Source organism: Aliivibrio sp. EL58 (assembly GCF_900312675.1).
In the GTDB taxonomy this organism is placed as follows: Bacteria; Pseudomonadota; Gammaproteobacteria; order Enterobacterales; family Vibrionaceae; genus Aliivibrio.
Map to the genome: position 1 here is coordinate 788,932 of NZ_OMPC01000001.1, position 15,617 is coordinate 804,548.

The 15,617-nt window shown below is 38.1% G+C and carries 17 protein-coding genes and 1 pseudogene; 8 read left to right on the plus strand and 10 right to left on the minus strand.

Annotated features, from left to right (window positions below; genetic code table 11):
- Nucleotides 1-39 precede the first annotated feature (39 nt).
- From ED622_RS03355 to ED622_RS03385, 7 genes are read left to right on the plus strand one after another with little or no spacing between them, the layout of a single operon-like run.
- Entirely contained in the window at nucleotides 40-870 is an 831-nt protein-coding gene (locus ED622_RS03355) for a DUF4198 domain-containing protein (protein WP_122032837.1), read from the plus strand.
- Between the two features lie 57 nt (nucleotides 871-927).
- Nucleotides 928-1,245 (plus strand): hypothetical protein, encoded by a 318-nt coding sequence (locus tag ED622_RS03360; protein ID WP_017021649.1) that lies wholly within the window; start codon nucleotides 928-930, stop codon nucleotides 1,243-1,245.
- Entirely contained in the window at nucleotides 1,242-1,805 is a 564-nt protein-coding gene (locus ED622_RS03365) for a DUF6162 family protein (protein ID WP_122032537.1), read from the plus strand. Before ED622_RS03360 ends, ED622_RS03365 begins: the two co-directional genes overlap by 4 nt.
- A 22-nt stretch (nucleotides 1,806-1,827) precedes the next feature.
- Nucleotides 1,828-2,751, plus strand: a complete 924-nt coding sequence (locus ED622_RS03370) for a metal ABC transporter solute-binding protein, Zn/Mn family (RefSeq protein WP_122032538.1) — start codon at nucleotides 1,828-1,830, stop codon at nucleotides 2,749-2,751.
- Nucleotides 2,751-3,515: a metal ABC transporter ATP-binding protein gene (locus tag ED622_RS03375; protein ID WP_012551535.1), complete on the plus strand. Its 765-nt coding sequence runs from the start codon at nucleotides 2,751-2,753 to the stop codon at nucleotides 3,513-3,515. Before ED622_RS03370 ends, ED622_RS03375 begins: the two co-directional genes overlap by 1 nt.
- On the plus strand, nucleotides 3,515-4,390 hold the full coding sequence (locus ED622_RS03380) for a metal ABC transporter permease (RefSeq protein WP_045104276.1): 876 nt from the start codon (nucleotides 3,515-3,517) through the stop codon (nucleotides 4,388-4,390). Before ED622_RS03375 ends, ED622_RS03380 begins: the two co-directional genes overlap by 1 nt.
- A 52-nt stretch (nucleotides 4,391-4,442) precedes the next feature.
- Entirely contained in the window at nucleotides 4,443-5,327 is an 885-nt protein-coding gene (locus tag ED622_RS03385) for a metal ABC transporter solute-binding protein, Zn/Mn family (RefSeq protein WP_122032539.1), read from the plus strand.
- A gap of 119 nt (nucleotides 5,328-5,446) precedes the next feature.
- Here ED622_RS03385 and ED622_RS03390 read toward each other — a convergent pair whose 3' ends face one another.
- Genes ED622_RS03390 through ED622_RS03400 form a run of 3 tightly spaced genes read right to left on the minus strand, consistent with a single transcriptional unit; the run spans nucleotide 5,447 to nucleotide 7,712 of the window.
- Nucleotides 5,447-5,926 (minus strand): transcriptional regulator, encoded by a 480-nt coding sequence (locus ED622_RS03390; RefSeq protein WP_122032540.1) that lies wholly within the window; start codon nucleotides 5,924-5,926, stop codon nucleotides 5,447-5,449.
- The gene (locus ED622_RS03395) at nucleotides 5,926-6,858 is read right to left on the minus strand and encodes an ABC transporter ATP-binding protein (protein WP_122032541.1); all 933 of its coding nucleotides are present in this window, start codon (nucleotides 6,856-6,858) and stop codon (nucleotides 5,926-5,928) included. Before ED622_RS03395 ends, ED622_RS03390 begins: the two co-directional genes overlap by 1 nt.
- Complete coding sequence (locus ED622_RS03400) at nucleotides 6,858-7,712, minus strand: ABC transporter ATP-binding protein (RefSeq protein WP_122032542.1); 855 nt, start codon at nucleotides 7,710-7,712, stop codon at nucleotides 6,858-6,860. The genes ED622_RS03395 and ED622_RS03400 overlap by 1 nt, the downstream gene beginning before the upstream one ends.
- Nucleotides 7,713-8,090: 378 nt before the next feature.
- Here ED622_RS03400 and ED622_RS03405 point away from each other — a divergent pair, with 378 nt between their 5' ends.
- Nucleotides 8,091-9,218, plus strand: coding sequence for a DUF3103 domain-containing protein (locus ED622_RS03405; protein ID WP_122032543.1), 1,128 nt, complete (start codon nucleotides 8,091-8,093; stop codon nucleotides 9,216-9,218).
- Nucleotides 9,219-9,291: 73 nt separating this feature from the next.
- Here ED622_RS03405 and ED622_RS03410 read toward each other — a convergent pair whose 3' ends face one another.
- The 7 genes and pseudogenes from ED622_RS03410 to ED622_RS03440 all read right to left on the minus strand — a co-directional run bounded on the left by ED622_RS03410 (nucleotide 9,292) and on the right by ED622_RS03440 (nucleotide 15,427).
- Nucleotides 9,292-9,690, minus strand: coding sequence for a CBS domain-containing protein (locus ED622_RS03410; protein ID WP_122032544.1), 399 nt, complete (start codon nucleotides 9,688-9,690; stop codon nucleotides 9,292-9,294).
- Entirely contained in the window at nucleotides 9,687-10,037 is a 351-nt protein-coding gene (locus ED622_RS03415; protein ID WP_105056329.1) for a P-II family nitrogen regulator, read from the minus strand. Before ED622_RS03415 ends, ED622_RS03410 begins: the two co-directional genes overlap by 4 nt.
- A gap of 23 nt (nucleotides 10,038-10,060) precedes the next feature.
- Nucleotides 10,061-10,852, minus strand: a complete 792-nt coding sequence (locus tag ED622_RS03420) for a DUF1538 domain-containing protein (protein ID WP_122032545.1) — start codon at nucleotides 10,850-10,852, stop codon at nucleotides 10,061-10,063.
- Nucleotides 10,849-11,583: a DUF1538 domain-containing protein gene (locus tag ED622_RS03425; RefSeq protein ID WP_122032546.1), complete on the minus strand. Its 735-nt coding sequence runs from the start codon at nucleotides 11,581-11,583 to the stop codon at nucleotides 10,849-10,851. Before ED622_RS03425 ends, ED622_RS03420 begins: the two co-directional genes overlap by 4 nt.
- A gap of 213 nt (nucleotides 11,584-11,796) precedes the next feature.
- A pseudogene (locus tag ED622_RS03430) lies at nucleotides 11,797-12,018 on the minus strand (catabolite repressor/activator); the annotation flags it as partial.
- Between the two features lie 50 nt (nucleotides 12,019-12,068).
- Entirely contained in the window at nucleotides 12,069-14,189 is a 2,121-nt protein-coding gene (locus ED622_RS03435; protein WP_122032547.1) for a peptidase domain-containing ABC transporter, read from the minus strand.
- Nucleotides 14,189-15,427, minus strand: a complete 1,239-nt coding sequence (locus ED622_RS03440) for an HlyD family secretion protein (RefSeq protein ID WP_122032548.1) — start codon at nucleotides 15,425-15,427, stop codon at nucleotides 14,189-14,191. Before ED622_RS03440 ends, ED622_RS03435 begins: the two co-directional genes overlap by 1 nt.
- Nucleotides 15,428-15,617 lie beyond the last annotated feature (190 nt).

Sequence of the window (15,617 nt, forward strand, 5' to 3'; positions counted from 1 at the left end):
ATTTATCAGGGAATTAAACACATTATGAAAACAACATTAATGAACAGTAAGTTCAAAGCGGCAGTATTAACCGGCGTGATGGCTGCAGGTTTATTGGCTGCAACGACGGCTAACGCACACCCTCGTTGGGTTTTACCTTCTCATTTTACCGTATCTAAAGAAGGTGGTGATTGGCTTACGTTTGATGTTACCGCGTCACACGGTACGTTTGTATTTGATAAGCCGGCGGGTAGTGATCAGGCACAAGTAGTGATGCCTGATGGCCGTACTGAGCGCCCAAACTTTGTTGTTAAAGGCAAACGCCGTTCAATGTTTGATTTCTATTTTGAAGAAGAAGGCACACATAAAGTTCGTATCAACAATGAACCTACTTACTATACCCAATATAAAGCAGGCCGTCGTGATACTGTGAAATGGATTAAAGCAACCAAGGCAGATCGTGCGTTAGTACTTCCAGAAAAAGCACGAGATGTTGTAAGCCAAGTGAGTTTCACTCGTGCTGAGAGTTACGTAACAGTAGGTAAGCCAACAACAGAAGCGATGAAGCTTGATAATACCTTGTTAGAGCTTAAGCCATTAACTCATCCGTCGGATATTCTAGAAGGTGAACCTGTGATTTTTCAGTTCTTCTTTAATGGTAAACCTCAAGCGGGTGTAACGGCTGATATTACTCGTGAAGGGACACTATATCGTAATCATCAAGAACAAATTGACGTAGTGAGTGATAAAGACGGAAAGATCACCTTTACTCCTGAAACTGCGGGTCGTTACCTGATGAAATCAAATTACAAAGGTGAGCTGAAAGACCACCCACTTGCAGAACAAGCCAGTGTAAATGTTCACTTAACGTTTGAAGCTCTACTTCAATAATGTAGTTAGCACCACTTTCCATAAAAGTTTGTGGTGCTTTTTTATCGAGATTTATCCATGACTAAAGTAAACCTGAAAACCCTTTTTGTTTCTTCTCTTCTTTTTTCTTCTGCGAGTTTTGCTCATTTTCCATTAATGAGCTGTTGGTTTGAATCGGATTTAGTATTGTGTGAAACAGGCTACAGTGATGGCAGTAAAGCCGTTGATTATGACGTAAATATGTATGATTACGATGATAATTTGATTGCAAAAGTCACCACTGATAAACGCTCAATTGCGGAATTTACAAATCCTGAAACAGATTTTTATTTGGTGTTTGATTCAGGACACGAAAGCCCAGTGGAAGTCGATGTTGTCGAGATCTCAGAGAAATGATCATTCAATCAGTCATTCCAGATAATGGAAGCGCAGAAGGAAAATGGATAGCACTCATTATTGGGTGCATTTTGCTTATTGCGGTGGTCGCATTGCCATATCATCAATCGAACGATGAGGGCGTAAAGCTTGAATCACACCAAGTATTAATTACCGATTTAACGCAAGATGATTTAGCTATGATCGCTGAATTACGTTTAGCCTATGAAGAAATTTACGATATTCAGGCTGAATCAACAGAAGAAAATGCATGGCCAGAGATTGCTTACCTAGCGGATGAATGGTTACCACCTTTTGTGCAAGACCAAAGCTGGGAGCGTCGCGGAAAACACCAATGGCAGCATTTAGGTTCTGGAGTTTATTTGGGTTTAAAAGTGAAAAAAGAAGGCGCTGCGTCATTCATTTTTAATGTGAAAGGCGATGATATTGAGCTTTGGCTAAACTCTGAATTGATGTCGACAACCATCTCTCCTGCTCTAATCTCTTGGAATGAAAGCGAACTCATTCAACAGCACTGGGTACAAGTTATCTTTCCTACTCATGACTCTCATTTAAATTGATACCAATAAAAGATAAATAATAATGATGAAATCTATTTTATACGTACGTTCTTTTGTTCTGCTTAGCTTACTCTCTTTGTTTTCTGCATCGGCGATATCGGCAACAAAACCTTTGGTGATTGGCATTACCTTACAACCTTACTACAGCTATGTAAAAGCGGTTGTGGGAGATAAAGCAGAAATCCTTCCTTTGGTTGATGCAGGGTTTAATCCACACAATTATTTACCCCAACCAAACGATTTAAAACGTTTAAATAAAATGGATGTGATTGTTGTTAATGGTATTGGTCATGATGACTTTGCGTTAAAAGTAATTTCGGCAGCAAATAACAGCGAATTAATGGTATTAGAAGCCAATAAAGACGTTCCTTTGTTACCAGCGATGGGGCAATCGGTCGGTAAAGGGGCGGTGAATCCTCACACATTTGTTGGTCTATCTACAACAATTCAAAAGGTTTACACCATTGCCAATGAGCTATCTCGAATTGATCCTGAAAATGCCTCGTTCTACCGTAAAAATGCGCGTAAATACGCGAAAAAATTCCGATTAATGAAGCGTGATGCCATGCTCTCTCTGGGTGAATTAGACACTGCAGGAATGAAGGTAGCAACAACGCACAATGCGTATGGTTATATTCTTCAAGAGTTTGGTGTGGATGTGGCAGCTGTCATTGAACCCGCTCACGGTGTAGAACCAAGTGCGAGTCAACTGCAAGGGACGATTGAAAAGATCCGTGAATCCGACATTGATGTTTTATTTTATGAATTGAACATGCCAAACCGTTTTGTCGACACGATTGAAGAGGCGACAGGCGTTCAGTTGTATCGCTTTTCGCACATGACGCACGGTCCTTATGAAGACAATAAAGTTGAAATTGAAATGAAATCAAATTTAGACACTCTAATCGAAGCTATGAAATTTGCCGCTGATAAGGACGCTAAATAATGTCAGGACCAGCAATTTCGTTAACCAATGTTGGGCTTACTTATGGTGAAAATACCATTTTAGAAGGAGTTAACCAACGCTTTGAAGCCGGTCAATGCCATGTGGTGATGGGTCCTAATGGCGGTGGTAAAACCTCGTTATTGCGTTCAATTTTAGGATTAACCGCGTTTCAGGGGGAAATTAATATTGAGTGGCCAGAGCAGAAAGGCGTGATTGGTTATGTACCACAAAAAGCCGTCTTTGAATCTAGCCTGCCGCTAACAGTGAAAGATTTCATTTTATTGAATCAAACGCGAGTGCCTCTGTTTTTAAGTGCGTTATGGCGTAAGAAAAGCAGCCAAGAAGCATTTGCAATGGCGCAGTTAGAGCGCGTTGGCATGTCTAACCGTGCCGATCGTCGAATGGGGCAACTTTCTGGTGGGGAGCAACAGCGCGTGTTATTCGCTCAAGCGCTATTGGATAACCCTGATCTACTCGTTCTTGATGAACCAACCACAGGCATGGATGAGCACGGGGTTCGTTATCTTGAATCCTTAATGCATGAATTTATCGCGCAAGGTAAAACGGTATTAGCCGTTCACCACGATGTGACCGCTGTTCGCCGTCTTAAAGCACATGTTCATGTTATCAATCGTAATTTGGTTGATTCTGGTTGTTATTCAGAAGTATTAAAACCTGAGAAAATTGAGCGATTATTCAATCATTATACGGGTGCAAGTGCTCAGTACGATGCATCAAAAACCAACAATGGAGAGGCTGCGTAATGGAACTGTTTCGTCAGTGGGCGTTATATGGCGTCGAGCAAGGTTTCTTAAGTGACAGTTTTTCGTATGCCTTTATGGTTAATGCTATTGTTGCCGCCATCCTCTTAGGGCCATTGTTAGGTGGTTTGGGGACGTTAGTGATTGCAAAGCGTTTGGCCTTTTTCTCTGAAGCCGTTGGTCACGCTGCCTTAACGGGTATCGCGTTAGGTGTGTTATTGGGAGAGCCCGCAGAGAATCCAATCATCGGCTTATTTAGTTTCTGTATGATCTTTGCTTTGTTGCTGCATTTTGTAAGAAACCGAACTAACGTGCCTTACGATACGTTAGTTGGGGTTTTCCTTGCCTTGGCATTGGCTGTGGGCGCTGCATTACTGATGTACGTAGCACGTAAAATTAATATTCACATGCTAGAGAACGTATTGTTCGGTTCTATCCTAACGGTTACGGACCAAGACATTGCGATTCTAGCAGGCAGTTGCTTATTGATTGTGGTGGTATTAATTCCGACGTTTAATCGTATTTTATTAACTTGTATTAGCCCTGATATTGCCAGAGTTCGTGGCTACAAAACTAATTTTTATGATTACCTTTTTGTGATGATGATTACCCTTGTGACGATTGCATCGGTAAAAATTGTCGGTGCGGTTTTAGTTGGCGCGTTATTGCTCATACCTGGTGCGACGGCTCGATTGTTAACTAAGAATATGGGCAGTTTTGTCTTGATGTCTGCGCTATTAGCGACAATATCGTGCTTGATTGGCACCGTATTACCGATGGAATTAGAAATGCCAGTACCTTCTGGGGCTGCGATTATTATTGTTTCAGCTTTCTTCTTTTTACTTGCGACCACCTACCGAATTATTCGTAAGAATTAACAGAGTAGACCTCAATAATAATCGAAGAATATGGATATAGATAGGATAAGAAATGAAACAGAATTCAATGAAATGGATAGTGATTGCTAGTGTATGTGTAGCCTCACTATTTAATATGAAAGCAGCAATCGCAGCAGATGTATTAACGGCAACCCCTGTGACGTATATGCTATCAAGCGAGTTATTAAAAGAGACCTCATTAACGACAAAATATTTACCACCAAATCGTTATGGGATTGAGCGTTTACCCAATTGGTTTGCCAATAAAGGGGCTAAAACCGTTCAAGACTTGGCAAAAACAGCCCAAGTGGTGGTGACGATTGGGGCAGTATGGGCTGATGATCCTCTGTATGTGAACGCAAGATACAGCAATATTCAGATTATTGAGGTTGACGCCTCTCAAGCGATAACGCCTCGAGCACAAGGTGTAGCAGCATTACGTTTATCTGATGGAACGACCTCAAAATACGCATGGTTAAATCCAACAAACTTAATCAGAATGGTAGCGATTGTTAGTGATGATTTTCAACGTATCTGGCCTGATAAATCAGAGCAGATCCAAAAAAACCAAGAGCAGTTTATGTTGTCGGTACGTCAATTAATCAACCAGCAGCAAAAAGTGATTTTAGAGAATGATATCGACTCGGTTATTTTGTTGTCTGAGCAGTTAGAAGACTTTGCTTCTGGCAATCAATTATTTGTGGTTGATCGTTTAACAAAACCTGCTCTTGAATGGACTGAAGATGATAAAGCACAGTTGAAAGTCTTAATTGAAGAAGATGAGTCAGTTTGGATTATCACAACTCAAAAACCAAACAAGCAGATGCAAGCGTTGCTGCCAATGGAACGTGTATTAGTTGTTGATGCGGTTGATCGTTGGGGCAGAGCAGGAATAAACAGTAAAGCGCCATTACAGAGATGGCAATTAGCGTTATAGCCTGGTCTAAATTTGGCGAGTTTACTCTAAACAGAAAAGCAGTAGGGGCCTATCGTTACGATCTAGCACCTACTGCTTTTTTTATGGTTTTATTATGGTCATTTTATAAGGTAATACATTTAATGGGGGGACATTAAACTTGGAGTGTTACTGCTATTTAACGATTCATTCCAAGAAAGGCTCGCCATTAATTTAACGTGCATTTCAATGAGTGAATGGGCTTTCTTATTCCATGTGGATTGATCTTGTTGTTGATTACAAAACTCCAAGCTGAGTACGGTGAGGTGTTGTAATCGTTTTAAGCACCAATCTTTAATATCAATATCCGCTGCAGAGTTAAAGGCGGCCACTTCTAACTTTGCACTGGCGTATTGTAATGTTTGGTATGCTTTTTTCGTATTATGATACTTAGTGTGCTCAAACACTCTTAAACATCCGTCTAACCAACAGGCTATCGCTTTACTTTGATCATCTGTCAATGCTGGTCCCCACACCGAATTAGGTGCAGAATATAAGAGTGTTTCAAGCGTTTCTATTTGGTCATATTGTTTTGCTTCATACCAATTAGAAATTGAAACTAACCAAGTATCTAATGTCATTATGCTGCCTCATCCCAATGTTTAACAAAATGATTATCGCCGACCTGTTTACACCCTTCTATTACAATACTGCTGCGTTTTCTAATTTCATCAGCGTCTATAGAATAGTTTGGTTCACTTTCGACTAAATTGCCAAACGGTAAATCAGGATCAGGCACTGCTGAGATTAATAGCTTGGTGTAAGGGTGCTGAGGGTTACGTAAAATTGAGCGAGTGTCTCCCCATTCTACAATTTGGCCTTTGTACATCACGGCGGTTTCTTCGGCGATATAATGAGCAGTAGCGAGATCATGTGTGATATACAAAAAGCCAATACCGAGTTCTTTTTTCATGTTCTGCATTAGGTTAAGAACGCCTAATCGAATTGATACATCAAGCATCGAGGTAGGCTCATCAGCTAGAATGATCTTAGAACCAACCGCTAAAGCGCGGGCAAGATTGACTCTTTGACGCTGACCACCGCTGAGTTCATGAGGAAACTTAGCTAAAGTGTCGTGATCCAATTCAACCAAATCCAATAATTCAAGTAGGCGTGCAGGTATGTTTTTATCATTCGCTATTTGTTTATGAATTTTAAGTGGTCGAGTTAAATGATGTGCAATGGTATGCGTTGGGTTTAATGAACCAAATGGGTCTTGAAATATCATTTGTACTTGGCTGCGATACTTCAAGATCTCTTTTGATGATGTTATCTCATTGATATTTTTTCCATCAAACAGAATTTCCCCGTTCGTCGCAGGGTATACCTTAGTAATTAGGCGAGCACAGGTACTTTTGCCACAACCAGATTCTCCAACCAGGGCTAAGGTGCGTCCTGCATAGAGATCAAAACTGATCCCTTGTAATGCTTTAAAGGTATCTTCCTTTGCGAAGCCTCCACCAACAGTAAATTCTTTAACGATGTTCTTAACTTGAATAAGAGGCTTATCCATTATAAAACTCCTTCTAATGTTGGGGATTGACGTCTTTCTTCATGAATATTTGGGAATGAAGCCCATAATTTCTGAGTGTAAGGGTGTTGTGGGTTATTTCTAATGTCTGATGATGTACCAACTTCAACAATTTCACCGTGGCGCATAATCGCAATACGATCACAAAGCTGACTCATTAGCGCTAAATCGTGGGTAATAAATAAGACTGAGAAGCCAAATTCTTGCTTTAATTGATAGATTTGTTGCAAGATTTCTCGTTGGACGACGACATCGAGAGCGGTTGTTGGTTCATCCATTATGATCAGTTTTGGGCTTAGAGAAAGTGCAATGGCAATGACTAGACGTTGCCTCATCCCTCCACTAAATTGATGGGGATAATCGGCTAAGCGTTCACGAGGGATATTAACTAAATCCAATAGTTTCTCTGCTCTGTCTTTCGCTTGTTCGTTTGTCATGCCTTTGTGGTGGCGTAATACATCAGCAAATTGTTCCTGAATAGGAAGAACAGGATTCAGTGAGTTCATGGCACTTTGAAAAACCATTGCTATCTCACTCCATCGGATAACATTTAATTGTCCATCAGATAATCGGAGTAAGTCTTTATCTTGAAATAAAATACTCCCTCCAGAAATAAATGCCGGTGGCTTATGAAGGCGGTTAATAGCAAAGGCAATGGTACTTTTCCCACAACCAGATTCTCCCGCAAGACCAAATATTTCTCCTTTACCGACATCAAAGCTGACGGACTTCACGGCATTGAAATCACCATTATCAGTGATGTAATCAACACAGAGTTCTTTTATTTGAATTAACGGTTCAGGGTGAGAGCCGTTAGTGATGTTTATATTACTCATGTAGTCACTCGTTAAAAACTTAAAAGATAATAATTATCATTAGTATTAACATGCGTTATTTAGGTAAGAAAGGAGTCTAAGGTTAATTAGTGAAGTGACTCGAAGTATGAATGCAATTTGTTGTTCGTTTCAATCGGAGTTGCCGGTGATATTGAACATATGAGAAAAATACAAAGAGGAGCATGATGCCATTTTTTAGCTGGTTTTCATTTTTTGTTTAAATTGCCAGGTATTTAACTGTTTCAAGTATAAGACTGAGTGTCGGAAATCTATTTTAGAGTATTGACTTTAATTTTTGCATGATTTTGTTACAGTGGGGGGGAAGGACAAATGTAAACGGATGTAAATAAATACAATAATTATAAAAAGGAATGCTGTATGAACAAATTAACAGCGCTACTCGTACTTTGTTTGATGACTCCTGTTTCAGCGAATGCGCAAGATGAAGTGTCTAAACGTGACTTAGCTCAGGAACTGAGTCGCGCTTTTCTACAATTAGAGAAGAGTTTAAAAGGTACGATTAATCAGTACCAGTTAAGTGCCTCTTTATCTGATTTGCCTATTCAACCCAAACCTCAAGCTCGAACTTTTATGGCTGCAATGAGTGCGGCTAATGATACAGAGATCGAATCTCGTGGGTTACAGCACTATACTGATGAATTGTTGGAATTACGTCTTGCTGATCCAAGTATGCTTGCTCGTTGGCAGGCAGGGCAAAGTCCATTATTTGCTTTTGAACCTGAAGGGGCAGAAAGTGAATGGCAATATATTGAAGCATTTGATATTGATGGCAACGTCCATTACCTAGATATTTATGATATTCCAGAGCGTCCTGTTTTAGTGGTTGATACCAATAACCGTGAAGAACTAAAAGCTGGCTTAGCGTTAATGCGTGATGAGTTAAAAGCATTACAAGAGCAGCCGAAAGCAGAAAAAATGGCTCGTTACTCTATGAGCCAAAGTGCACCAGTAGAGCCAACTGAAATCAATACGACTATATTGAAAAAAATTCAGCTAAAGGATGATCATGAACCATGGATCTCTGGTAAAGCAGAAGTGTATGCGATTGTTTCTGGTGTCAGCCCTGATCGTGATGAACCAATGATCGATTTGATTGAAATGCCGTATCTTGATTACGCCGAGCAGTCTTACCCTGCAAATCAAATTATGATTTTCTGGCAACGTTATCGTTGGGGAGCTGCTGATATTATTTTGATGGAGCAAGATGATAAAACGGACTATAAAGAGCTAGCTCAAACGATTCTAAAAGCAGCAAGTGATTTTTTAGCGACTATTCCAGATAAAGAAGCACAGGCATATTTGATTATTCCTCAAATGACGAGTGCAATCATTGCTTTGCTTCCTGATGATTTATTTATTAATGATGATGATTTCGTTGATGTGTTTTACACCATAATGAAGGATACGGAATACACTGATCATTCAGGTGCTGGTAATAATGCAGTAGCTGACTTTGCACCTTTGGTCATTAAAAAAACAGAGTAATTAAATCGGTGGCTTAGAGAGGTTTATGTTCTTGGGAACTAAGCTTTAAGTCACCGAAACTCGCATCTTTGGACTAGGGGCTTACGCCAGCCATCCCATTCAAAACAATGTTGTTATAACTGACCATTCCAACTATCTGACCATTTTTAATGACAGGTGCTCTGCTTATCCCAAAGCGTTCGAATAATCGTGCACAGTACTTTACGTTCATATCAGGAGAGACAGAAAGCGCAGGTTTTGTCATGATCTCATAAATATTCGTTCTCTCTGTTGGACGGTTTTGTGCGAGTACTTTTTTAGCAATATCATTCATTAGGACAATGCCGTATTCATCATCATCATGGCGTTTTTTTACAATCAGTGCTTTTACTTGCTTCTGCTTAGCTAATTGAATTCCTTCGGCTACCGTCATTAATCCATCAACCATGACGTAGGTATTTGACATAACGTTTTCTACTTTTACTTTATTCATAGTTTTTCCTCTACAACCTTGGTTAATGTCTCAACTTGATGTGCGACTCCTACTGCATCTTCAATATCTATTTGAATGGCAATTCCTTGGCCTGATTCAGTATCAAACTCTCCGACATCATTGATGGTCTCTAAAATAGAGCGTGCAAGGTGCTCTTCAACCACGAATAATAAAACATCTTTTTGGACTTCGAGTGTTAGGCCAAAGAAAGTCTTTTTCTTATTGAGACCTTCACCGCGAGCATGATTAATAACTGTTGCTCCTGTTGCTCCTGCATTACGCGCAGCATCGAGAACCGCATCAGTTTTGGCTTCTTCTACAAAAGCGAGTAACAATTTAAAACGCATCAGCTTTCTCCTAAATTCATCGATTAATTCGTATTTTCTTGAGGACTAGATTTTGTTTTGGCTCTATAAGCACTGATCTGCGCATAAGCCATAACAGAAATAATGGGGAACAAGCTGGCAAAGGCAATTAATCCAAAGCCATCAATCATTGGGTTTCGACCGGGAATAGTTGAAGCAAGTCCCAACCCTAGTGCGGTTACCAAAGGTACGGTGACCGTTGAGGTTGTTACACCACCAGAATCGTAAGCCAGTGGAATGATCATTTTAGGGGCATAGAAGGTTTGAACAACCACAATGACATAGCCCACCATGATGTAATAATGAATGGGATCACCAACTACAATTCGATAACTTCCTAGCGAGATACCAAAGGCAACACCTAAAGCAACGGTTATTCGTAATCCATTAATACTGATACTGCCGCCAGAAACCGCATTGGCTTTTATAGCAACAGCAATGAGTGATGGCTCAGCAATAGTGGTACTAAAACCAATCGTCGCCGCAAAAATATAGACCCAATAGTAATCGACCCAATCAAAGGTTTGGATTAATAAATCTTTTCCTTCATAGATAAAATCAGGCGCGGTTAATTGTGCAGCCATCGATTCACCGAGTGGAAACAACGCGAGTTCTAATCCCATTAAAAAGAGGGACAATCCTAAAATTACGTAGAAAAACCCTAGAATGACTTTAGGTAAATTGGTTATTGGTTTTTTTAATACCGCAAATTGGAAACCAAAAATAATAACGACAATCGGTAATACATCACGAATGGTTGATAAGAAGGTTTCAAAAAATAGAGTTAGACTGTTCATGCTAATACCATCCCATAGAGCATGACAAAAATCATCGGAAGGAGGGAGGCGAAGGCGATTAAACCAAAACCATCAAGCATAGGATTTCGCCCTTTAATGGTAGAAGCAAGGCCGACACCAAGAGCGGTAACTAAGGGAACGGTAATGGTAGATGTCGTCACGCCACCAGAATCATAAGCAATCCCGATGATGTTCTCAGGTGCTAACCATGTAAGAGCGACCACGGTAATATAACCCCCGATGATCATGATATGGATTGGCCAACCTTTTAAAATACGTAACACCCCAATCACAATGGCAAAACCAACAGAGAGTGCGACGGTTAAACGTAGTCCGTTGGCATAATCATCCATATCGTTTTCTGTATGTGGGATCATTCCTCCTTCGGCGGCGACTTCAGCCGCCTCTGCCGCTACGGCTGTGAGTGCAGGCTCCGCAATAGTCGTTCCAAAACCCAAACAAAAAGAGAAAAGTAATAACCAAGCCACGCTGCCTTTTCTGGCAAAGGCTTGGGCCATCGACTCGCCAATAGGAAATAACCCCATCTCTAAACCAAAGATAAAAAAGGTCAAACCCAATACAACAAGTAGCAAGCCAAAGAGGATGGAACCAATGTTTGGTAATGGCTCTTGCAGTACTACGAGTTGAAAGAAAGCAATGACCAGAATAATAGGTAGGAGATCGCGAAAACTTCCAAACATGGCACTTAACATTGCTTTAATCGCGTTCATTTATTCTCCTTTTTAAGTTCGCATCTGTATATTCTTTATACTGTACGAATTAAAATGAGAGTGTGATCAAAGATAGATTTTCGTTTATTTACGAAGAGAATGTTTCAAAATGTTAATTGAATAGAAAGGTCATTATTTGTGGTGTGGTTCGAACGTGTTTATTTTGGTGTGGAATTCAATATAAATTGGCTGCCGTAACAGCCAATTTAACGACTAGCGAATAACAATTTTCCTAGGAATTAACTCTATTCCTGCTTGATAACGCTTTGCTGAAGCATTCAACCCTAATGCCAAGGCACTATCAGCAATCAGTTCGAATTGCTGTGGTAGAGAGTTTACTTTGATAGGTAAAAAATCAAGCAAACGATTATCACCAAACGTACCTAATTTTATTTTGGTCATCAATTCAGGCTTTTCAATTAGTACATCTAATAGAATATAAAACGGAGGCTAGTTTTTCTTGGTTACTACAAATCACTCAAATGTTATTTTGTAATATCTATTACTCTATCTGCTGATTCAATTGTTTCTTTTCGATGAGAAATAATAATTCTTGTTATATCTAATCTACTTATATGTTTATTTATTTTATATTCATTGTCACAGTCTAAATGGCTCGTTGATTCATCTAAGCAGAGAATGTCTGGTTTTTTATATAAGGCCCTTGCTAAAAAAATACGCTGTAATTGTCCACCAGAAAAATTATTACCCATATCCCCAACTAAAGAATGAAACCCCATAGGAAGTGATTGAATATCTTCTAAAATATTAGCATGTTTACAACATTGTATTAATCGCTTCTCATCATAACTTGAATCAAACATGGTAATGTTTTCTGAAAGGGTTCCTGAAAGTAATGTATCATCTTGCATGACACTGCCTAAATGTTTTCGATAGTCATTTAAAGAAATATCTTGAATGTTTATATTATCAATATAAATATTTCCTGAAGTAGGTTTTAATAAACCGAGAAGTAACTTCATTAAGGTAGTTTTACCGCAGCCAGAAGAGCCTATGATGGCAATACATTCACCAGGTTGAATTTCAAATGTTAGGTTGCTAAATAGCCATTCTGAATTGTCCGTATAACGAAAGCTTAAGTTTTCAACTCGTAGGTGAGCATTAAGCACGTTAGGAAGTTTATTATGCATTGAATGCTGCTCTCTTTGCTCCAACGTAATGTCTGATAAACGATTCAAATGTAAACTCAATAATTTAAAAGAGAACATGTTATCAATGAAAGCATATATATTTGTCGTAAACTGGTTTTTGTAAGCAATAAATGCTAATAACATTCCAATTGTAAGGTCTCCTTCTATTACGGCTAAGGCACCAAAGAATACAACTAAAATGGTTTCTAAACTGTATATTAAATTATTCAGGCTATCTTCAGCTATCCTTAATTTACCTAAACGAATATCTATATTGATAACCTCAGAATATTGGTTTAACCACGTATTTTGTCTGCTCGTTTCATGATTAAATAATTTAATAGTTTGGATTGCTCTAATACTTTCTAAAAAGATAGAATCTTCTTTCGCATCTGCCAAAATTGCTTCTTCTGTTATTCGTCTATTAGGGAAATAAAATATAAGCTGTATGAGGAAAGAAACGAGAACAACAAAGATCACTAGAAAGGTAAGCTTTTGACTATATAAAAACATCATGAGCAATACGACTGTTGCCATGAGACCGTCAATAATTGATTCAATGACCCCTGTAGTTAGTAATTCCTTGATAGAGCTCATTGAACTGAAACGAGAAATAACATCTCCAATATGACGTTTCTCAAAGTAATTCATGGGTAATCGGATTAAATGATAAAATAAGTTTGATCCCATTTGGATGTTGATGGCACTACTAAATCGAATAATAAGCCAGTTTCGAAAAGCACTTACTACAACTTGAATTAGTGCTAATAATCCAAATCCAATAGCTAATACAATTAAGAGAGGTTTATCATTACTCATTAGGACGTTATCTACTACCCATTGTATGTAATAAGGAGAGAATAATGCTGCTGATTGCATAATAGTAGACAAAAGGAACAAAGAAGTTAGAGATCGTTTTAATCCTGTTATTTTGTCCCAAAGTTGAGATATTTTCATAACAGTTCTTACATCTTGTTTTTTAAAAGATGTTGTAGGTGTCAACTCTAAAGCTACACCTGTATAACACCTACTAAATTCAGTAAATGTAAGTTTACGTTTTCCAATCGATGGGTCATTAATTAATATCCCTTTTTTTGATACCTCGGTTAACACTACAAAATGGTCTAAATTCCAATGAAGTATACAAGGTAAGGTTAATTGCTTAATTTCATGTAATTCACACTGAATTGCACGAGAAGCTAATCCTAATTCACTCGCGATTTCCATAATCTGATTTAGATTCATTCCTTGGGTATCAATTGTTAGGAACTTTCTAAGAGAAGAAGTATTTATTTGATGACCGTGATATGATGAAACCATAGCTAGAGAAGCTAATCCACATTCCCCCGCTTCAGACTGTACGATTAAAGGGACTCTTTTTTTTCCTGAATACGATAATAGATCCAGAGGGTTTTGTACTTTTATTTTTTGTTTTAATGTTTGTAACCTTGTCATTACATTTTCCCTTTTATTGCATAGATAGGGTCAAGTAACCATTCTAAAAGACTTCTTTTTTCCAAAATAATATCAGCATCGGCAATCATCCCTACTTTTAATGGAAATTTTTTCCCATAAGCTGAAATTATTTGATTAGTTAACTTAACTCGAACTCGATATATAGCTTCGTCCATTTTTATCGGGAGAATTTTGTCTGTTGGGAGAATTAATGCTTTATCTATGTTTATAATAAACCCTTGAGATAAACCAAATTTTTGATAAGGAAAGGCATCAAATCTAATTTTTACTTCATCTCCTATTTGTACAAATCCGGCAGAACTTGTGGGGAGTAGCAATTCAACTTCTAAGGGAGACCCCTCAGGTATAATACTTAAAATAGGTGAATCAGCATTAATTTGAGTACCTATTGAAGGTTGAATCGCAGTAACCATGCCTGATTCTGGCGCTTTTTTAATGAATTCATACGTATTATTGAGCTCGACCAGTTTAACTTGTAATTCAGAAATTTGTCGTTGAATTACTGCTTTTTTTAAAAGACGCTTTTCTGGCAAAGCTATATGCTCGGATTTCAAATTATCTATATCGACAGATACTGAAGCTATCTCTCTTTCTAATCTATTAGTGGCCTCTAAGGCTTCTAAATACAATTCTTGAATTGAAGAGAGTAGAGCAGACGAAAGAAATCCCTTTTGGTGCAAGCTTCTATTTTTATAAAATAGATTCTCCTTGAGTCGAAATCTTTGTTGACTGGTTTCTTTAGCTTTGTTCATTGCTTGTAAGCTCTTTTGTAATTGTACCAATTGTCGCTTTATACGTTGTTCATCTTTTTTAAATAAAATTTCTGTTACATTTTTCTCTTTTGTAAGAGCTTCAATTTGAATTTTAATTTCTTTACTCAAAGCTTCTGATACTTCCACACCATTCACTAAACTTTGACTATTTCGAATTTTAGCGATTAATTGTCCTTCTTCAACTATGTCTCCTTCATGGACAAATAATTCATCAAGAATTCCAGTTCTACCTGAATAGACTTTAATTACTCCTTTTTGAGGTAATAAATAACCTTTAACCGTTTCTTTTCGTGAATATTTAGATTCGATTAAATAAATTATTGAAATAACTAAAAATACGAATGTAACGATTGATATAACATAAAAGGAAGGAGGTTGAGTAAGAATCATCTTACCGGTAAGTCGATTTTGTTTAAGATTAGTTACTTCTTTTCGGAATAACATGTGCTCTTTAATTGTCAATGAAATGTAGTAAATTTACTATGTATTTTTTGTAATTGTGAGTCACTTAATAAGTATTTGTTATGTGATTGATGTCATTCATTTATAAAATATATGAAAATAAACTTGAAAATTAAATATTTTCAATGGTATCTTTCGATTTGAAAAATACTTTTGTTGGTTAATGTTATAC